Annotated in this window: 19 protein-coding genes and 1 tRNA gene; 13 read left to right on the top strand and 7 right to left on the bottom strand. The window is 62.2% G+C overall.

Annotation, left to right across the window (positions count from 1 at the left end):
• Positions 1 to 34: 34 nt before the first annotated feature.
• The 5 genes from prpB to AB4Z15_RS13040 form a co-directional block, all read right to left on the bottom strand.
• Positions 35 to 940 (bottom strand): methylisocitrate lyase, encoded by a 906-nt coding sequence (gene prpB, locus AB4Z15_RS13060; RefSeq protein ID WP_442017608.1) that lies wholly within the window; start codon positions 938 to 940, stop codon positions 35 to 37.
• Entirely contained in the window at positions 941 to 2,461 is a 1,521-nt protein-coding gene (locus AB4Z15_RS13055) for an MmgE/PrpD family protein (RefSeq protein ID WP_442017607.1), read from the bottom strand.
• A gap of 23 nt (positions 2,462 to 2,484) precedes the next feature.
• Positions 2,485 to 3,126: a GntR family transcriptional regulator gene (locus AB4Z15_RS13050; protein ID WP_442017606.1), complete on the bottom strand. Its 642-nt coding sequence runs from the start codon at positions 3,124 to 3,126 to the stop codon at positions 2,485 to 2,487.
• 131 nt (positions 3,127 to 3,257) lie between these two features.
• Complete coding sequence (locus AB4Z15_RS13045) at positions 3,258 to 3,971, bottom strand: response regulator (RefSeq protein WP_442005618.1); 714 nt, start codon at positions 3,969 to 3,971, stop codon at positions 3,258 to 3,260.
• Complete coding sequence (locus tag AB4Z15_RS13040; RefSeq protein WP_442017605.1) at positions 3,968 to 5,614, bottom strand: sensor histidine kinase; 1,647 nt, start codon at positions 5,612 to 5,614, stop codon at positions 3,968 to 3,970. Before AB4Z15_RS13040 ends, AB4Z15_RS13045 begins: the two co-directional genes overlap by 4 nt.
• Before the next feature lie 139 nt (positions 5,615 to 5,753).
• Here AB4Z15_RS13040 and AB4Z15_RS13035 point away from each other — a divergent pair, with 139 nt between their 5' ends.
• From AB4Z15_RS13035 to AB4Z15_RS12990, 10 genes are all read left to right on the top strand, one after another.
• Positions 5,754 to 7,100 carry a cation:dicarboxylate symporter family transporter gene (locus tag AB4Z15_RS13035; RefSeq protein WP_442005616.1) on the top strand — a complete coding sequence of 449 codons (1,347 nt, stop codon included), beginning with the start codon at positions 5,754 to 5,756 and terminating at the stop codon, positions 7,098 to 7,100.
• Positions 7,101 to 7,368: 268 nt separating this feature from the next.
• Positions 7,369 to 8,268 carry a ParA family protein gene (locus AB4Z15_RS13030; protein ID WP_442005615.1) on the top strand — a complete coding sequence of 300 codons (900 nt, stop codon included), beginning with the start codon at positions 7,369 to 7,371 and terminating at the stop codon, positions 8,266 to 8,268.
• A gap of 7 nt (positions 8,269 to 8,275) precedes the next feature.
• Positions 8,276 to 9,163, top strand: coding sequence for a segregation and condensation protein A (locus AB4Z15_RS13025; protein WP_442017604.1), 888 nt, complete (start codon positions 8,276 to 8,278; stop codon positions 9,161 to 9,163).
• A 7-nt stretch (positions 9,164 to 9,170) separates the two neighbouring features.
• Positions 9,171 to 9,812, top strand: coding sequence for an SMC-Scp complex subunit ScpB (gene scpB / locus AB4Z15_RS13020; RefSeq protein ID WP_442005638.1), 642 nt, complete (start codon positions 9,171 to 9,173; stop codon positions 9,810 to 9,812).
• A gap of 143 nt (positions 9,813 to 9,955) precedes the next feature.
• The gene (locus AB4Z15_RS13015) at positions 9,956 to 11,161 is read left to right on the top strand and encodes a pseudouridine synthase (RefSeq protein WP_442017603.1); all 1,206 of its coding nucleotides are present in this window, start codon (positions 9,956 to 9,958) and stop codon (positions 11,159 to 11,161) included.
• Positions 11,162 to 11,164: 3 nt separating this feature from the next.
• Entirely contained in the window at positions 11,165 to 12,271 is a 1,107-nt protein-coding gene (locus AB4Z15_RS13010; RefSeq protein ID WP_442017602.1) for a prephenate dehydrogenase, read from the top strand.
• Entirely contained in the window at positions 12,271 to 12,984 is a 714-nt protein-coding gene (cmk, locus tag AB4Z15_RS13005) for a (d)CMP kinase (protein WP_442017601.1), read from the top strand. Before AB4Z15_RS13010 ends, cmk begins: the two co-directional genes overlap by 1 nt.
• Entirely contained in the window at positions 12,974 to 13,723 is a 750-nt protein-coding gene (locus tag AB4Z15_RS13000; protein WP_442017600.1) for a lysophospholipid acyltransferase family protein, read from the top strand. The genes cmk and AB4Z15_RS13000 overlap by 11 nt, the downstream gene beginning before the upstream one ends.
• A 10-nt stretch (positions 13,724 to 13,733) precedes the next feature.
• On the top strand, positions 13,734 to 15,284 hold the full coding sequence (gene der / locus AB4Z15_RS12995) for a ribosome biogenesis GTPase Der (RefSeq protein WP_442017599.1): 1,551 nt from the start codon (positions 13,734 to 13,736) through the stop codon (positions 15,282 to 15,284).
• A gap of 141 nt (positions 15,285 to 15,425) precedes the next feature.
• A tRNA-Pro gene (locus AB4Z15_RS12990) sits at positions 15,426 to 15,502 on the top strand.
• Positions 15,503 to 15,661: 159 nt separating this feature from the next.
• Here the strand turns inward: AB4Z15_RS12990 and AB4Z15_RS12985 are convergent.
• Positions 15,662 to 16,108: a MarR family winged helix-turn-helix transcriptional regulator gene (locus AB4Z15_RS12985; protein ID WP_216922909.1), complete on the bottom strand. Its 447-nt coding sequence runs from the start codon at positions 16,106 to 16,108 to the stop codon at positions 15,662 to 15,664.
• Positions 16,109 to 16,283: 175 nt separating this feature from the next.
• Here AB4Z15_RS12985 and AB4Z15_RS12980 point away from each other — a divergent pair, with 175 nt between their 5' ends.
• The gene (locus tag AB4Z15_RS12980) at positions 16,284 to 17,492 is read left to right on the top strand and encodes an MFS transporter (RefSeq protein WP_442017598.1); all 1,209 of its coding nucleotides are present in this window, start codon (positions 16,284 to 16,286) and stop codon (positions 17,490 to 17,492) included.
• Positions 17,493 to 17,571: 79 nt separating this feature from the next.
• Here AB4Z15_RS12980 and AB4Z15_RS12975 read toward each other — a convergent pair whose 3' ends face one another.
• Positions 17,572 to 18,153 (bottom strand): hypothetical protein, encoded by a 582-nt coding sequence (locus tag AB4Z15_RS12975; RefSeq protein ID WP_442017597.1) that lies wholly within the window; start codon positions 18,151 to 18,153, stop codon positions 17,572 to 17,574.
• Positions 18,154 to 18,270: 117 nt separating this feature from the next.
• Between AB4Z15_RS12975 and gcvH the strand changes: the two genes are divergently transcribed.
• Both gcvH and AB4Z15_RS12965 read left to right on the top strand, forming a co-directional pair.
• The gene (gene gcvH / locus AB4Z15_RS12970; protein ID WP_216922914.1) at positions 18,271 to 18,657 is read left to right on the top strand and encodes a glycine cleavage system protein GcvH; all 387 of its coding nucleotides are present in this window, start codon (positions 18,271 to 18,273) and stop codon (positions 18,655 to 18,657) included.
• A gap of 138 nt (positions 18,658 to 18,795) precedes the next feature.
• Complete coding sequence (locus tag AB4Z15_RS12965; protein ID WP_442017596.1) at positions 18,796 to 19,272, top strand: FHA domain-containing protein; 477 nt, start codon at positions 18,796 to 18,798, stop codon at positions 19,270 to 19,272.
• Positions 19,273 to 19,294: the final 22 nt, after the last annotated feature.

Raw genomic sequence — 19,294 nt, 5'->3', positions numbered from 1 at the left:
GGAGTGCCTGCTGTCCCCTTGGTGATTCCCGGACCTAGCGGATGCCAGGAACCTGGAAGTTGAAAACGCCGGTATCGAACTGGTTGTATGCCTCGTAATCCACGAGTTCATAGAGGCGCGCACGCGTGAGCATGTTTTCCACTTGTGCCTCTTGAGTCCCCGCAGCCTTAATCGATTCCAGCGTACGCTCTGCAGCGCCCATGGCAATGCGGAGGAGGGTGACGGGGTAGATGACCATGTTTACCCCGACGCTTTGGAGTTGGTCCACGGTGAAGAGGTCGCTTTTGCCGAACTCTGTCATGTTGGCCAGGATGGGCACGTCCACGGCGTCCCGGATGGCCTGGAACTCGCCCAAATCGGCCATGGCTTCGGGGAAGATTGCGTCGGCGCCGGCGTCCACGAGGGCTTTGGCGCGGTCCTGGGCTGCTTGGATTCCATCGACGGCGCGGATATCGGTGCGGGCCATGATGAGGAAGTTCGCATCCCGGCGTGCGTCTGCTGCGGCGCGGATGCGTTTGGTGGCGGTGTCGATGTCCACGACGTTTTTGCCGTCCAGGTGGCCGCAGCGTTTGGGGTTGAACTGATCCTCGATGTGGCAGCCTGCCAGGCCTGCGTTTTCGAGTTCCTGGATGGTGCGGGCCACGTTCATGGGTTCACCGAAGCCGGTGTCCGCGTCCACGAGGGAGGGCAGGTCGGTCATGCGGGCGATCTGCCCGGCCCGGGTGGCCACCTCTGTCAGGGTGGTCAGGCCGATGTCGGGCAGGCCGAGGTCGTTGGCCAGGACGGCTCCGGAGATGTAGACCCCGGCGAAGCCCTTTTCCTCGATCAGGCGTGCCGAGAGCGGGTTGAACGCCCCGGGAAACTGGTGCACGGTCCCGGAGGCCAGCAGTTCGCGCAGTTTCAGCCTTTTTTGTTCGGGTGTGGTTTTGGAGTACAGCATTTAGAACAGTCCCTTCGGAGCTGCCGCGAGGTCGATCACGCCGGGGGCTGCGGTGATGTTCAGCTGGTCCAGTTCGCCGGGGCCGAGTTCGGTGACGCGTTCGACGGCGGTGAGGAACCGTTCGATTTCGGCTTCCTCCACGAGACCGGCAGCAAGCGTGCGGAACTTGTTGATGTACTGCTCGCGGGCGAACGGCCGGGCACCGAGCGGGTGCGCGTCGGCCACAGCGATCTCGTCCGTGATGACGGTGCCGTCGGTGAGCGTGATTTCCACGGTGCCGCCGAAGGCCTTCTCTGCGATGTCGAGGGAGTGGTAGCGGCGGGTCCACTCGGGGTCTTCCACGGTGGTGACTTTCTGCCAGAGTTCCACGGTGTCCGGGCGGGCGGCGCGTTCGGGGGCGTAGGAGTGAACGTGGTGCCAGGCGCCGTCCTGCAGGGCGACGGTGAAGATGTAGGGGATGGAGTGGTCCAGCGTTTCCCGGGACGCGGTGGGGGAGTACTTCTGGGGATCGTTCGCGCCGGAACCGATCACGTAGTGGGTGTGGTGGCTGGTCTTGATCAGCACAGATTCCACGTTGGCCGGGTCCGTGGTTTCCGGGTGTTCCTTGTGGAGTTTGCGGGCGAGGTCGATCCACGCCTGGGCCTGGTACTCGGCGGAGTGTTCCTTGGTGTAGGTGTCCAGGATGGCGCGCTTGGCTTCACCGGGCAGTGGCAGCGGGACCTCGTAGGCGGCGTCCGGGCCGTCCAGCATCCAGGCGATCACGCCGTCTTCGCCTTCGTAGATCGGCACGGGCGAGGTCTGTCCGCGCATGGAACGGTCCACTGCTTCGACGGCCATCTTGCCAGCGAAGGCCGGGGCGTGGGCCTTCCACGTGGAGATTTCGCCCTTGCGGGACTGCCGGGTGGCGGTGGTGGTGTGCAGGGCCTGACCCACGGACTGGAAGATCGTCTCAACATCCAGGCCCAACAACGTGCCGATCCCGGCTGCGGCGGACGGGCCGAGGTGGGCGACGTGGTCGATCTTGTGCTTGTGCAGGCAGATGGCCTTGACCAGGTTCACCTGGATTTCATACCCGGTGGCGATGCCGCGGACCAGGTCGGCGCCGCTGGCGCCGACGTGCTGGGCGACGGAGAGGATCGGGGGGATGTTATCCCCGGGGTGGGAGTAGTCCGCGGCCAGGAACGTGTCGTGGTAGTCCAGCTCGCGAACGGCTACCCCGTTGGCCCAGGCAGCCCATTCGGGGGAGACCCGTTCCGTGATACCGAAGACGTTGCCGCCCTTGCCGTTCGTGGACGGCCCATGCGTCAATGCCTGGGCACGTGCTGCGACAATCGGTGCCCGGTTCAATGAGGCGATGGCCACCGAGGCGTTGTCGATGATGCGGTTGATCACCATATCGGTGACCTCGGGAGTGACGTCGACGGGGTCGGCGGCGACCACGGCGATCTTGTGTGCCAACTGCTCCTCACGCGGGAGGTTCTCTTCGCTCTTGTAAACGCGGACGTGGTGGTTCTTGACCATGGTGCTCCTTCTACTGAGGGTGTTTAGCGGGCCACATGAGCGGCTTTGACGTGGGTAAGGCTGCGGTGCAAATGAAGTGTGGTGGCGGCTTCGGCCAGCCTGGGATTCCCTGCGGCGATGGCTTCGGCAATGGCGGCATGCTCCGCTGCAGCGGCATGAAGCCTGGCGGCGTCATCGGCTGCCAGCCGGCGCACCCGGACCAGGTGGACGCGGAGGCTCCGCATGGCCTGGGCAAGGTAGGAGTTGGAGATCGCAGCATCGATTGCCTCATCCAGGCGGCCCACCAACGCGTAATACTCGTGCCGGCCAGGATCCTTCTCGCTGAGCAGATCCGGAGCCCTCAGCAGCTGCGCCTGCAGCTCGGCGAAGACGCCCGGCTCTCCGCGCTGCGCGGCCAACGCTGCGGCCCTGACTTCAAGGGTTTCGCGCAATTCGAACAGTTCGTCGATGCTGTCCAGCGAGATATCGGTGACGACGACGCCGCGCCCACCTGCCGCCGTCGTCAATCCCTCAGCCATCAGCCGGCCCAACGCCTCCCGCACCGGCGTGCGGGAAACCCCCAGCCGCTCGGACTGTTCGACTTCTGCCAGAACCGTGCCGGGCCGAAGGCGCCACTCAATGATGTCTTCACGGAGGGCCGCATAGGCCCGATCACTGGCGCGCATGATCTCAGTGTATACACAAACTCGAGAAAATTGGATAAATCTTCAAGAAGAGTGGAGCAATGTATACATTTGCGGGCTCTGTGGGGAACTTGAGGTCCAGATCGCGGGCGGACCAGTCGTTAAGGCGCGTGTTAGCCCCGGTTCCAGCCGTACTCGTTCTCCGGGCGGCCCGGTGTTCCGTAGCGCGGGGCCCTGGTGACCGTCCCGGCGTCGGCCAGGTACTCCAGATACCGGCGGGCTGTGACCCGGGACATTCCAAGGGCATCCATCACTTCACTAGCGGATACGGCTTGTTGCCGGGCGCGGACAAGATCCTTCACCGCCTCCAATGTGGAACCTGACAACCCCTTCGGCAGTGGTAGTTCCGTGGGTGCCCGGAGACTCGCGAAGGCCTGGTCCACGTCGCTCTGGGATGCTCCGGCCTTGGAGATGCCGGACACCGAGCCCGCCAGTTGATCACGGAAAGTGCGGTAGCTGTTCAGCTTGTCGGCAAAGGTCGCGTAAGTGAAGGGCTTGATCAAATACTGCACGACGCCGATGGAAACGGCGCTGCGCACGATGTTCAATTCACGGACGGCTGTGATGGCAATAATGTCGGCGAAGACTCCCGCGGAGCGCATGCGTCGGGCAACATCCAACCCATGAAGGTCCGGCAGGTTCATATCGAGCAGCACCAGGTCCACCGGCGAGCCGGACGCAGCGAATTCGCCAAGGATGCGCAGTGCAGACTGGCCATCCGGGGCCGTTCCCACCAGCGTGAACCCTTGGAGCCTGCCCACGTAAATAGAGTGGGCGTCTGAGGCGATGGGCTCGTCCTCGACCACCAGGACGCGGATGTCTGTCATGCCTTCTCTTCCTCGGGGATGGGCGCGGGCAGCACAACATGGAACTGGGCGCCGCCTGGATTGCTGATCGTCATAGTACCGTTCAGCCGCTGGACAGCCTGCCGGACCAAGGCAAGGCCGACCCCACGCCCATGGGCTCCCCGCGGATTGTCCTGGGCGGACTTGGTGCTGTACCCGTACTGCAACACATCATCGATCGAACCAGGATCGATACCGGCCCCGGAATCCCGAACAGTGAATCCAACACCGGCCACACTGGCTTCGACGTCCAGTTCCACCTTTCGGGGCATCTCACCGGACGCGGCAGCATCAATGGCGTTGTCCAGGAGGTTTCCCAGAATCGTCACAAGGTCCTGGATTTCCAGACCACGGACGCCCGAACTCCCTGATGTCCGAACCACCAATTCCACGCCACGCTCATGTGCTTCGGCGGACTTGCCCATCACCAATGCACTCATCACCGGTTCATCCACCGAAGCAAGCATGTCGTCCGTGAGCTGCTGGCTGAGCTCCAGGTCCTTGGTGGCGAACTCGAGCGCTTGGGGCGTGCGGCCCAACTCAAGAAGGGAAACGATCATATGCAGGCGATTGGCATGTTCGTGGGTCTGGGCACGCAACGCATCCGAGAGAGTCTTCATGGTTTCCAGCTCGGTTCCCAACGACTCAATCTCAGTGCGGTCACGAATGGTGGCCACTGTGCCGTAGACCGATGGCTTTTGCCGGCTCCGGGCAGGGACCGGGCCCACGGCAGGGGCTTGGTTGACCACCAGGATCCGTGAACCAGTCAAATGGATTTCGTCATGTGCTGGCCTGCCGGATTCGAAAAGCGCTCGCAGGCTCCCGTCGAAGGGGAGGTCGGACAGCTTGGGAGCATCATCGGGGGAGCGGTCGGCCTCGGAAGGTTCCAGTCCCAGCAACTCCGCGGCTTGATCGTTGTACATCACTGCTTTTCCGCGGGTATCGATCAGGATCACGCCTTCACGGACGGAGTGCAGGACTGATTCGTAGTAGGCGAAGAGCTGCGCGAGCTGTTCGGGACCCCAGCCGCGGGTCACGGATCGCAGGTAACGTCCGAGCAGCCAGGAGGCTATGGAGCCGAAGAACAAGACCACCAGCGCGATGCCGCCAATCACTCCCAGCCTTTCGGCGACATCGGTATCCACGGTTCTTACGGTGATGCCTGCCGCCACCAAGGCCTTGACGGTTCCACCGGAGTCCTTCACAGGCACGATCGTCCGGACCGAGGGCCCCAATGTACCCGCAGTGACTTCCGTGAAAGTCTCACCCCGCAGGGCAGGCTCGATCGTGCCGATATAGGGCTTGCCCAGCTCTTCGGGACGGGGATGGGTCCATCGGGTCCGGTCGGGAGCCATGATGGTGATGAAATCTGCGTCCGCGTCCTTCATGACCTCCAGCGCATAGGGCTGCAGTATGGCTGACGGATCAGAAGTTGCCGCCGCCTGCAACACCAAGGGGTTGTGGGCAATGGATGTTGCGATCGCAAGCATCCGGCTGCCCGCATCCTCGTATGCCCTGTCCCGTGCCTCCAGTACCGAGAACGCGCCGAAGACAGCTGTCAGCACCAGCACGAACAGCAGGTTTGCCACAAACAAGCGGCGGGCGATGCTCCAGCGATGAAACAAGTAGGCCTCCCATGACCAATATGACCGCAACGGTGATGTGTGTCACCCATGGCTGAATGATGGATATCACACAAGGGCAGCGGATTGGACACAAGTGCAGGACCGCAGCGCCTTACACAGTATCCAGAAGGAGAATCCCATGACCTCTCAACGAGGAGAGTCGGCAGTAGCCACCACCGGTGGACGCAGGGGGCTCGACAAGTCGCATTACCTGTACATCGCGGTCATCCTGGCCGTAGTGCTCGGTGCCGTGGTCGGCCTTCTGTTCCCTGAGGTTGGAAAGTCCCTGAAGCCGCTCGGTGATGGCTTCATCAAGCTCATCAAAATGATGATCGCTCCGGTCATCTTCTGCACCATCGTCCTGGGCATCGGTTCCATCGCCAAAGCCGCAACCGTGGGCAAGGTCGGTGGACTCGCACTTGGCTACTTCGTAGCCATGTCAACCTTCGCACTGGCTATCGGCCTCGTTGTCGGCAACCTCATTCATCCGGGTGAGGGCCTGAAGCTGACTCCGTACGATCCCAACAAGAAGGCGGCCACGGACAGCACCGTGGACTTCCTGATGGGCATCATCCCCAGCGACATTCCCGTCCTGCCCACCCTCCTCGCAGCCATCCTGGTGGGCTTCGCGCTCCAGAAGATGGGTAAGCAGGGCACCCCGATCCTTACCGCAATCGGCCACGGACAGCGCCTTGTCTTCCGGATCCTCATCATGATCATGTGGCTGGCTCCCGTCGGCGCGTTCGGTGCGATCGCCGCCGTCGTTGGTGCCACTGGCGTCCAAGCAATCCTCGGCATGTTCACCCTGATGGTGGCCTTCTACATCACCTGCGCAGTGTTCATCGTGGTCATCCTCGGCTCCCTGCTCCGTGCGGTGGCCGGTGTCAACATCTTCAAGCTGATGAAGTACCTGGCCCGTGAATACCTCCTCATCTTCTCCACGTCATCCTCCGAGGCAGCCCTGCCCCGCCTTATCGCCAAGATGGAACACCTGGGTGTCTCCAAGCCGGTTGTCGGCGTGACCGTGCCCACCGGCTACTCGTTCAACCTTGACGGCACGGCCATCTACCTGACCATGGCCTCCCTGTTCGTCGCCAACGCCATGGGTACGCCGCTGGACCTGGGTGCCCAGATCTCACTGCTCGTGTTCATGATCATCGCTTCCAAGGGCGCCGCAGGCGTCACTGGAGCCGGCCTGGCAACGCTTGCCGCCGGCCTGCAGGCACACAGGCCCGAACTCCTGGGCGGGGTGGGCATGATCGTCGGCATCGACCGCTTCATGTCTGAAGCCCGTGCTTTGACGAACTTCACCGGCAACGCCGTTGCGACCGTTCTGATCGGCACCTGGGTCAAGGAAATCGACAACGCCCAGGTGGAGCGCGTTCTCTCCGGCAGCGAGCCGTTCGACGAGACGACAATGATCGCCCACGGCGCCGAGGCTGAGACGGCTCCGGAAGCTGAAACCCGCCACAAGGCAACCATCTAACACCAATACATAGCAACGAGGACCGACACCCATTCGGGGTGTCGGTCCTCTGCCGTTCGTCAAGGAAGACAAGGAGGCCCGGCAGCCAAGCAAAGCAAGCCTTCGACCGGCCAACCTTCGACCTCAACTAGAGGGTCAAGGCTCAAAGATCAACGAAAGTCAAGTTCCCTGAAATGCCGTGTCGGGCGCTGTAGCCTAGGTGGGTAGCAGCGCTGTACCCAGGGGAACAGCGGCAGGGAAGATCGTCGTCGAAAGAGTGGTTAGATACGTGAGCAGCGAACGGGGAACAGCTACGCTGGGAGACACCGAGCTCGATCTGGAAGACGCCATCATGGGGCCTACGGGCCGTCCTTACCGCGACTTCCCGGAACCGGCTCCACTTGCCTCCCACGGCCCGGCAAGGGTCATCGCCATGGTTAACCAGAAGGGCGGAGTGGGCAAAACCACGTCCACCATCAACCTTGCGGCGGCGCTCGCGGAGTATGGCAGGCGGGTGCTTTTGGTGGACTTTGATCCACAAGGTGCTCTTTCTGCAGGGCTCGGCGCCAATCCGCACGAACTCGATCTCACCGTCTACAACGTCCTCATGGACCGCAAAGTGAACATCCGGGATGCTATCCAGCAGACCGGAGTGGAAGGTGTGGACCTTCTGCCTGCAAACATCGACCTCTCCGCTGCTGAAGTGCAGCTGGTCAACGAAGTCGCCCGCGAGCAAGTCCTGGACCGCGCACTCAAGAGCGTTGAAGATGACTACGACGTCGTGCTGATCGACTGCCAGCCGTCGCTCGGCCTGTTGACTGTCAACGCACTGACCGCCGCCCATGGCGTCATCATTCCGTTGATTTGCGAGTTCTTCGCGCTTCGCGCTGTGGCCCTCCTCGTGGAAACCATCGAGAAGGTGCAGGACCGTTTGAATCCACGTCTGCAGGTGGACGGCGTCCTCGCTACCATGTACGACGCCCGCACCCTGCACAGCCGCGAAGTCATCTCGCGCCTCGTGGAGGCCTTCGGTGACAAGGTTTTCGAGACCGTCATCAAGCGTTCCATTAAGTTCGCGGACGCCACAGTGGCCGCGGAACCCATTACGAGCTACGCCGGCAACCACATCGGTGCAGACGCCTACCGCCGCCTCGCAAAGGAACTGATCTCGCGCGGCGGCGCGCCCTAGCGGACACGTGGGACGGTCACTCGCCGAGGCGGCAAGTCCGGAGAAAACTTCCGACGCCGGCACCTCCGACACCCGTAAGGCGGGCTTTGAGGTTCGGCTCGCAAACTTTACCGGGCCGTTCGACCTCCTGCTGGGCCTGATATCCAAGCACAAGCTGGACATCACCGAGGTGGCCTTGGCCACCGTCACCGATGAGTTCATCAAGTACATCCGCCGCCTCCAGGAACTGGGGGAGGACTGGGCGTTGGACGAGGCCAGCGAATTCCTGGTGATCGCTGCCACGCTCCTGGACCTCAAAGCTGCCCGGCTCCTTCCCGCTGGCGAAGTAGAGGACGACGAAGATATTGCTCTCCTGGAAGCCCGGGACTTGCTCTTCGCACGGCTGCTCCAGTACAAGGCGTTCAAGCAAGTGGCAGGTCTCATCAGTGAAACCCTGGAACAGGAAGAGCGGAGATACCCGCGCCAAGTGGCACTGGAGGCCCATTTCGCCGCGCTGCTGCCCGAACTTGTGTGGCGGCACACCCCTGAACAGTTCGCGGAGCTTGCCGCCAAGGCACTGAAGCCAAAGGACTCGGCGCCCGCAGAGGTGGGATTGGACCATCTCCACGCACCCCCGGTGAGCGTCAAGGAGCAAGCCGAGATCATCGGATACCGGCTTCAACTTGGAGCCCCCCTCTCCTTCCGCGCGCTGATAGCCGACGCCGAGACAACATTGGTGGTGGTGGCCCGCTTCCTGGCCTTGCTGGAGATGTTCAGGGACAGGGTTGTGGCATTCGAGCAGGCAGGTCCGTTGGCAGAACTGACAGTGCGATGGACCGGGGATGTGGCCGAATGGGACAGCTCGAACCTGAGCGAAGAGTACGAGGAAACGACCGAAGGGACAGCCAGTGACTGAGCAGGACATGGCCGCAGCCGGCCTCGCTGAGCTCGAAACCCTGCCTGGCGGGGCGCGGGCAGCGTTGGAAGCTGTGCTCATGGTCATCGATGAGCCAGCCACCTCGGAGGAGTTGGCTGCGGGATTGAACGTAACGGTCGCCGTCGTCGAGGATTTGCTGCAGGACCTGCAGCGGGAGTATAGCGGCTATACTGTTAAAGCCCCGGACGTGGATGCTGTCGGCTTTGCCGTTGCCAGCTCTGCCCCCCGGGGTTTTGAATTGCGGAACGTCGCCGGTGGGTGGCGGATCTATTCACGGTCTGACTTTGCGGACATCGTGGGCAGGTTCGTCCTCGAAGGGCAGACCACCAGGCTCACTCAGGCAGCGCTTGAAACTCTGGCGGTCATTGCCTACAGGCAACCGGTCTCCAGGGCCCGGGTGTCCGCAATTCGAGGCGTCAACGTCGATTCTGTGGTCCGGACTCTTACCCAGCGTGGTCTGATCGAAGACTCCGGGAACGATCCCGAATCAGGGGCTGTCCTGTACAGGACAACCTCCTACTTCCTGGAACGGATGGGCATCGGCTCGGTGGCGGAACTGCCCCAACTCTCGCCGCACCTTCCGGGTTTGGAAGGGATCGACGAGTACTACGACGCCAGCCGGATGTAAGCCCGGCAACGCACGAAAACTACATACTGATTCACGGCACCGCATGGACGGTGCCACGGCAACAAGGGGCAGACGATGTCTGCCCGGCTGGCTAGTGTTGATTGCAGCACTAATTGCCGGCCATTACTACACAAGGACGGGTCATGACACAGGCGGGACGCCAGGGTTCACCACGTAACAGTTCGGGACGCAACAGTTCTGGACGCAATGAGGCAAGGGGCGGCACAGGCCGCTCCAACGCCGGCGGCTTCTCCGGCCGCGGCGGCAGTGCCGGCGCTGGAAAGCGCAACTTCACTCAGGGCGAGGGCCGCCCGTTCAAGGCTTCAAAGCCACGGGAAGCGGCCCCTTTCGATCCCGATAACCCCACAACGGCTGGCGATTACGATCGCGGCCAGGCCGCCAGGCCTGCCAAGCCCTTCCGCAAGCCCGGCTCCAACAAGCCTGGTTACGGCAAGGCTCCCGGAACACCCGGTGCGTTGAAGCCCAAGGCGAAGCCCGCCAGGCAGTACGGCTCCAAGGCTTTCGGTAGCGAACGCTTCGGCCAGAACCTGGGCCCCATCCGCAAGCCTGCCCGCAACCGCGGTCCGCGCCAGGAAGTCCCGCAGTCGGACCTCCACGATGTCGACGGCGTCCGCCTGCAGAAGGTCATGGCGCAGGCCGGCGTGGCTTCCCGCCGCGTGTGTGAGGAAATGATCCTCGAAGGCCGCGTCGAGGTAGATGGCGTGGTCACCACCGAGCTTGGCATGCGTGTGGATCCCAAGACCGCCGTGATTCACGTTGACGGTATCCGTATCCAGCTCGACGAAACCCTCGTCTACATGGTCTTCAACAAGCCCAAGGGCGTTGTTTCCACCATGGAAGACCCCGAGGGCCGCCCCTGCATCAGCGATTTCCTGAAGAACGCCAAGGGTGAGCGGCTCTTCCACGTCGGGCGCTTGGATGTCGGCACCGAAGGGCTGCTGTTGTTGACCAACGACGGCGAACTCGCCAACCGCCTGACCCACCCGTCCTATGAGGTTCCCAAGACGTACCTGGTTCAGGTTCGGGGTCCCTTGCCGCAGGGCGTCGGCGCGCAGCTGAAGTCCGGCGTCGAGCTTGAAGACGGTCTGGCAACAGTGGATTCCTTCCGCCTGGTTGACTCCACACCTGGCCACGTCCTCATTGAGGTTGTCCTGCACTCCGGCAAGAACCGAATCGTTCGCCGTATGTTTGATGCTGTTGGTTTCCCGGTAGAGCGACTTGTCCGTGTCAAGATCGGTCCCATTGGCCTGGGAGACCAGCGCCAAGGAAGCATCCGCAACCTCGGCAGGCAGGAAGTCGGTCACCTTCTGGCATCTGTGGGGCTCTAGGGCATGTCGGCATTCCGCTCGCACGGCCGCGGCCATCTTGATGGCCCGGTCGTGGTTCTTGGTACAGGCTTGCTTGGAGCCAGCATTGGCCTCGGCCTGCGCGGACGCGGTGTTCCCGTTTTCCTTTTCGACCCCTCGCCGACCAACCAGGCGGTCGCGGTGGACATTGGTGCCGGCAGGCCGTTGGCCGAGCTTGATGAGCAACCTCAGTTGGTTGTTGTCGCTGCACCGCCTGACGTGACGGCCGACGTCGTGGAGAAGGCCCTGGCGGACTACCCCTCCGCCGTCGTCGTTGACATTGCCAGCGTCAAGGCCACTATTCAATCCCAATTGCGGGAGCGCGGCGTGGATTTGGCCAGGTACGTGGGGACCCATCCGATGGCCGGCAGGGAGAAGTCGGGGCCCGTTGCGGCCAGGGGCGAGCTTTTCACATCCATGCCCTGGGTCGTTTGCCCATCCGAGGAAACCGACGCCGACGCCCTGCAAACGGCGCGTTCGCTGGCGGGGGATTTGGGAGCAATCGTCTCCCAGTTCACCGCTGATGAGCACGATGAAGCGGTGGCTCTGGTGTCTCATCTGCCGCAGATCATGTCTTCGCTTCTGGCGAGCCGCTTGCAGGGAACGCCCTTGCATGCCCTGTCCTTGGCCGGGAACGGGTTGCGGGACACCACCCGCATCGCTGCCAGTGATCCAACCCTTTGGGTGCAGATCCTGGGTGGCAACGCGGAAAAGGTTGTTTCCATCCTGCACGGCGTTCGTGAGGACCTGAATCGATTGATTGGGACTTTGGAAGCGCCGCTTGCACCGGGAGCGCGGTTGGATCTTGCACAGCTCATCAGCGAAGGGAACGCCGGGCAGGCCCGGATTCCGGGCAAGCACGGCGGGCCTCCACAAGCGTATTCCTGGCTTACGATCCTCGTGGATGACAAGCCCGGACAGATCGCGCAGCTCCTTACCGAAATTGGCGAGATCGGCGTGAACGTCGAAGACCTCCGGCTCGATCACTCTTCGGGTCAGAACGTGGGCATGGTGGAGCTCTCAGTCCTGCCGAGCAAGCACGACCTCCTTGTTGAAGCCTTGACCGATCGTGGATGGCGGGTACTCCAGTAATGACGCGTGAATTCTTTGGGCCGGAGACAGTTGCCCGCCCCGGCAAGCCGCTCGTGATCGCGATCGACGGCCCCTCGGGGTCGGGCAAATCCAGCGTCAGCAAGGAAGTTGCCCGGCGCTTGAAGCTGGCATACCTGGATACCGGTGCAATGTACCGCGCGCTCACGTGGTACTGCCTCAAAACAGGCCTCGACCTCCAGGACGGCGCTGTGGTGGAGCAGGCTTCCAAACTTATGCCCCTGGAAATCAGTACCAGCACGGCTACCGAGTATGTGGCAGTAGACGGCACCGACATCACAGATGAAATCCGCGATCCCTTGATTTCGTCCTCTGTGAGCGCCGTCGCTACTACGCTGGGTGCCCGCACGGAGCTGATCCGCCGCCAGCGCCAGCTCATCGACCAGCATCACCACCGGATGGTGGTGGAGGGACGTGACATCACCACAGTCGTTGCCCCTAACGCCGAGGTCCGTATGCTCCTGACCGCGAGTGAAGAAGCCAGGCTCCGACGTCGTGGTATTCAGTTGGGCGGTACGCAAAGCAAGGAACAGCTTGCCGCACAGGTGACACAGCGTGATGCCAAGGACTCCACGGTGGTGAACTTCACCCAAGCGGCCGACGGCGTTGTGACCCTCGATTCCTCGGACCTCGACTTTGAGGAAACAGTGGAAACAGCGCTGGCGATCGTTAGCAAGGTCATCTATGGCGACTAAGAACCAGCTTTCAGCACCACTCCTTCCAGCCAAGTGGACACGCATCTGGAGCCGTCCCGTTGGCTGGATCCTGGATCATGTCATCTACCGGACGGTCGTGGCGGGCAAGGGCAACATACCCGCTGCTGGTCCAGTGATATTTGCAGGCAACCACATCAGCTTCCTCGACGGTCCCGTGATGTTCGGCGCTTCGCCGCGCCCCATGCACATCCTGGTCAAGAAAGAGATGTTCCAAGGATTGCTGGGCCGCGTCCTCAAGGGATCCGGGCAGATTCCCGTGGACCGAAGCGGTGACCGCAGCGCACTGCACATAGGCAAGCAATTGCTCGACGCCGGCCGTTGCGTTGGGATCCTTCCTGAAGGAACCCGGGGGAGCGGCTCCGCTGACAACATCAGCAATGGTGTCGCCTGGCTGGCTATCAACTCCGGCGCCACGGTCATACCCGTCGCGATTCTCGGAACCCGTGCGGGTGATGAGCACCGCGACCATATTCCCAAACCCCGCCGCAGGCTGTATGTCAGCTTCGGCGAACCCCTCACGGTGCAGCGCCGGAAGGGCGAACCGGGGCGTGTTTCAATGGACAGGGCGGCTGCGGCAATCCGCGATGCACTGGCCGGACACGTCCAGGATGCAGTCAGGACTACAGGGCAGGGCCTTCCCCAGGAACCTCCGTCCGGACCATCCACAACGCAGCACCGCCAAACAGAAGTAGCCGGGACGCCGGCAGACCACCATTAAGGAACGTGCAATGAGCGATACGACTCAAAAATCCGGCCTCCACGGAGCCGGCGACGACGAATACACGCCCACCGGCACCGACCAGGTGGCTGAAAACCTGGCTGCCTTGGACGATGAAGAGGCCGAACTCCGTGCAGCCACCCTCCGGGCCGGCTTGGATGATTACGACCTCGACGAAGACGACGCAGCGCTGCTTAGCGGCGATTACGACGACGAAGGCGACGAAGGTCCCCTCAAGCTGGATCCGGTTCTTGCCATCATTGGCCGTCCGAACGTGGGCAAGTCAACCTTGGTCAACCGCATCCTGGGCCGCCGCGAAGCCGTCGTGGAGGACACCCCGGGTGTTACCCGCGACCGCGTCATGTACTCTGCGCGTTGGAATGGCCGTAACTTCACCCTGGTGGACACCGGTGGTTGGGAGCACGACGCCAAGGGCATCCACGCCCGCGTAGCCGAGCAGGCCGAAATGGCTGTTGAGCTCGCCGACGCTGTTCTCTTCGTGGTGGACTCCGCGGTTGGGGCGACTGCGACGGATGAAGGCGTCATGAAGATGCTGCGCAAGAGCAAGAAGCCGGTCATCATGGTGGCCAACAAGGTGGATGACTTCGCACAGGAAGCTGACTCCGCTGCATTGTGGGGCCTTGGTTTCGGCCAGCCTTACCCGGTGTCCGCCCTTCACGGCCGCGGCGTAGCCGATCTCCTGGACCACGTCATGGACACGCTTCCCGAGTATTCCTTGGTGGAAGGTGTGGAGCGTTCAGGCGGTCCTCGCCGCATCGCCCTGATCGGTCGCCCGAACGTGGGTAAGTCCTCCTTGCTGAACAAGCTTGCAGGCTCCGAGCGCGTAGTGGTTGATCCGCTGGCCGGCACCACGCGTGACCCGGTTGACGAGTTCATTGAACTTGGCGACCGCACGTGGCGCTTCGTGGACACCGCAGGTATCCGTCGGCGCCAGCACATGGCACAGGGCGCCGATTTCTACGCGTCACTGCGTACGCAGGCCGCCCTCGAAAAGGCGGAGGTCGCCGTCGTGCTCCTCGCCGTGGACGAGGTCCTCAGCGAGCAGGATGTCCGCATTCTGCAGTTGGCTATTGAGTCCGGCCGTGCCCTGGTGCTCGCGTTCAACAAGTGGGACCTGCTGGACGACGAACGCCGTCGCTACCTCGAGCGTGAAATTGAGCAGGACCTGGCCCACGTTGAGTGGGCTCCCCGCGTCAACATCTCCGCCAAGACGGGTTGGCACAAGGACCGCCTGGTTCCTGCCCTGGATACTGCGCTGGAGAGCTGGGACCGTCGTATCCCCACTGGCCGTCTGAACGCGTTCCTCGGTGAACTGGTTGCCGCCCACCCGCACCCGGTTCGCGGTGGCAAGCAGCCGCGCATCCTCTTCGGCACCCAGGCTTCCAGCCGCCCGCCGAAATTCGTGCTGTTCACCACCGGCTTCCTGGATCCCGGATACCGCCGCTTCATCACGCGTCGCTTGCGTGAAACGTTTGGCTTCGAAGGCACGCCCATCGAGGTCAACATGCGCGTCCGCGAGAAGCGCGGCAAGAAGCGCTAAATGAGACGGGCATCACAGTCGAGTTTGGCTCTGATGGCATTGGCACCCTCCAACTTCGTGTAAGCTTTTGGAGGTGGTTCGGCCGGACTGCTTAGGTGGGACTCTTCGGAGGAAAACCTGGGCGGAGAACGGTGGAACCAGCGGGCTGTAGCGCAGCTTGGTAGCGCACTTGACTGGGGGTCAAGGGGTCGCAGGTTCAAATCCTGTCAGCCCGACCATGAAGGCCGGAATCACGCGGAAACGCGGGGTTCCGGCCTTTGGTCGTTAAGCCCGAATCTGCGTATGCGGCGGCCAAACCCGGTCTTGTTCGCTTCTCTCCCCGTTGTGCGGTGAGGAGAGCGAACAAGTGCGGGACTGGCCAACTCCGACGTCGAAACTCAGGCCTTCTGCAGGGCTCCCAGTGCGCGTACCAAGGGCTCGAGTTCCGGAACCTGCTCAGCGGCTTCCAGGGCCGACGCCAAGGTCTCATCATGGACAGGCTTTGCTGCCTCAAGCAGCTTTTGGCCGGCGACCGTGAGCTCGGTGTAGATCCCACGACGATCATCCGCGCAGAGGATCCGCGTCAGCAGTCCCCGGTCCTCCAGGCGGTTGACCAGTCGGGTGGTTGCACTGCTGGAAAGAGCCGTGGCGCGGGCAAGCTGCTGCATGCGCATGTGCCATCCGTCCTGACGGCTCAGGGCGTCAAGAACTGTGTATTCGACGACCGACAGCTCGGTGGAAGCCTGGAGTGCTTTCTCGAGTTCAGCCTCGATGCTTCCGTGCAGGGCAGCGAGGGTGCGCCATCCCTGTGCGCGTACTTCTACGGCGTCATCCTTGATGCCCATGCTTATTGTGCTCCTGCCTTGGTTTGCGTATCAGTGCAGCCGATCGAAAGTAGTTGCTTGCGCAATTATCTAGCGTGTGCAACTATATATACAGCGTCTGCAACTATTATTCTACGGGTTTCCAGAGGCGCACATCTACCTTGCTTTTGGGAGCCACCCAACTAAGGAGTTCCACATGCCCGCAGGGTTGATAGCCCTCGCCCTTGGCGGATTTGGCATCGGATTAACCGAGTTCGTCATCATGGGCCTTTTGCCGGAAGTAGCGGCAGATTTCCAAGTGAGCGAGGCCTCGGCGGGCTGGTTCATTTCCGGTTATGCGCTAAGCGTGACAGTCGGCGCCCTTCTGGTTACTGCCGCCGTTACCAGGCTTCCGCGCAAGCCCGTCCTTGTTGGGCTGCTTGTTCTGTTCATCGTCGGCAACTTCCTCTCCGCCATCGCCGACTCGTACACGGCGATGCTTGTCGGCCGCATCATTGCGGCGTTGTGCCACGGTGCCTTCTTCGGAATCGGCTCTGTGGTGGCAGCCAGCCTGGTTCCTCCGCACAAAAAAGCCGGTGCCATTGCCATCATGTTCACAGGACTTACTGCCGCCAACGTCCTCGGCGTTCCGTTCGGTACCCTCCTTGGCCAGAACCTGGGTTGGCGTTCAACATTCTGGGCCATCACCGGAATCGGCGTGGTGGCACTGCTCGGAATAGCGCTGATGGTGCCGAAGGGGAGTACGGAGCCGACCAAAGACCTCCGAAGCGAACTGGGAGCCTTCAAATCCGGCCAGGTCTGGCTGTCCCTCGTCGTGACGATTTTGGGCTTTGGCGGCATGTTCGGCGCGTTCACCTACATCGCCTTCACGCTTACTGAAATTTCCGGGTTTGAGCCGGGCGCCGTCCCATGGTTGTTGGTGCTCTTCGGTGGCGGACTGTTCGTCGGCAACTTCCTGGGCGGGAAGGCGGCCGACAAAAACCTGGACGGATCCCTCGTCATAATCCTCGCCGGCTTGGTGCTGGTCCTGGGCTTCTTCGCCCTCACCGCGTCCAGCAGCATCGCTACTTTGATCTCGCTGGCCCTCATGGGCGGCTTCGGTTTTGCTACCGTCCCCGGGCTGCAGATGCGCGTGATGCACTTTGCCTCCTCCGCTCCCACGCTCGCATCCGGGGCCAACATTGGCGCCTTCAATCTGGGTAATGCGCTGGGCGCCTGGCTCGGAGGGGTGACCATTTCGGCTGGTCTGGGCTACACCTCGCCCATCTGGGCAGGGACCGCGATTACTGTAGCCGCGTTGCTGGTCATGCTTGCTGCCGCCGCAGCAGCCAAGCGCAAGGAAGTTGGAGCAGCAAAGACCAGGCCCGACGTCGAACGCGAACCTCAGGAGGCGGCCGTCTCCTGACGCTGGGCTGCAAAACTGCCGCTGGGCTGCAAAACCAAAAAGCCCGCCACGGACAATATCCGTGGCGGGCTTTCGCGTCCTAGGAGTTGGGAGCAGCGTCCCGGGCTTCCTGCTCTGCCCTCTTCGCAGCCTTGGTTCGTTCGCTCTCAGCCTGCCTCAACGCCCGCATTTGCTTGCCTCGCCGGCGCCACAGGGCCCAAAGAACAGTAACCACCGCAAAAATCACCGCAGCCGCTACCGCCGAGATTGCCGTCCACGTAGTGAAGAATCCGGCATCCACGCTCAAGGTGCGCTGGCCGGCGTGCGCAGATTCGGTGGAACCGAACACAATGCCTGCCGTCAGCAGGTTCGGCGTGGCGATTGCGACAGCCGCCAGCAGGATGACGATCTTCCAAGGCCAGGAGACAGCCTTGTGGGTTGCCTGCCACGCCACCACGAGGGGAACGAAGGTGAAGACGAAGCCGTAGAACATGCCCACCAATACGCTCGCGCCGAGGTCCCGCCGGATCTGCCCCGCGACGACGTCGGACCACCATCGGGGCAGAATGGCCCCAAGGATAAAGTAGGCTGCCACAGCGACAAGCAATGCCACCAGGATCAGAATAATTTTGACGCCCCAATTGCGTTTTTTCCGAGCCGGTACTTGTGCTTGTTCAGTCATGGGTCAATCATGGCAGAGACCTCATCAGGCACAGGGGAATTGTGCCTATACTTTCAGCGGTGGCCGGATGCCCGGGCCGCCGTCGAGATCCGTAAATGTCCCGATGAAAGGCGACCCATGAGCAATATTCCAGCCGATCTTTCCTACACCGCAGAGCACGAGTGGGTTTCTGCCCCTGACGCCGATGGCGTGGTGCGGATTGGTATTACCGACTTCGCGCAGGACGCCCTGGGTGACGTTGTTTACGCCCAGATGCCCGAACCCGGGACCAAGATCACCGGGAATGAAGTTGTTGGCGAGGTTGAATCCACCAAGAGCGTCAGTGATATCTATGCTCCCGTTAGCGGTGAAGTCATTAACCGCAATGACTCTTTGGACCAGGATCCGGCCCTGATCAACTCTGATCCTTACGGCGATGGTTGGCTTTTTGAAGTAAAGCTGGCAGAAGCCGATGCAGTGGATTCCCTGCTCAGTGCATCGGAGTACGAACAACAGGTAGGCTAAAGTTATCTGGCCCGCCCGGCTGCATTCTTTTAGCCAAGGACGCGGGAAGGCGGGCCAGCAACCGATTTGCCCGGCGGTACCGGGAGGCGGAAGTGGCCGGCAAGGTTTGGAATTGCCGGCGGATGAGGAGGAAATTCCATGGTTGGCGGCGAACAGAACCAAGCCAATGTCGGAAGGGGCGCGGAAGAGCAACCCACGTCGGAGACCACCTCGATCAGCATCACGCCAACGTGGGACGAGCCAAGCGTTGCACCCCGGCTTGCACCCGAAGAGCGTGCCTCCGTTGATGCCCTGCCGCCGGACTCTGCCTTGCTCATTGCGCACAGCGGACCTAACGCGGGGGCCCGGTTCCTTCTGGACGCCGATACAACTACGGCCGGCAGGCACCCGGACGCAGACATCTTCCTGGATGACGTCACGGTGTCCCGCAAGCACGTGGAGTTCCACCGCACCCCAATGGGCTTCGAACTCGTGGACATGGGCAGCCTCAATGGAACCTATGTGAACCACGACCGCGTGGATCGGGTGCTGCTGAAGAGTGGCAATGAGGTGCAGATCGGTAAGTTCCGGCTGACCTACTACTTCAGCCCTGGCCGCCCGGCGGGCCAAGTCTGACCCCGGGGTACCTGCCTGTGGC

The organism is Paenarthrobacter sp. 2TAF44 (assembly GCF_052114885.1).
In the GTDB taxonomy this organism is placed as follows: domain Bacteria; phylum Actinomycetota; class Actinomycetes; order Actinomycetales; family Micrococcaceae; genus Arthrobacter.
The sequence above is the reverse complement of the archived record's forward strand: the minus strand, read 5'-3'. Positions and strand labels throughout refer to the sequence as shown.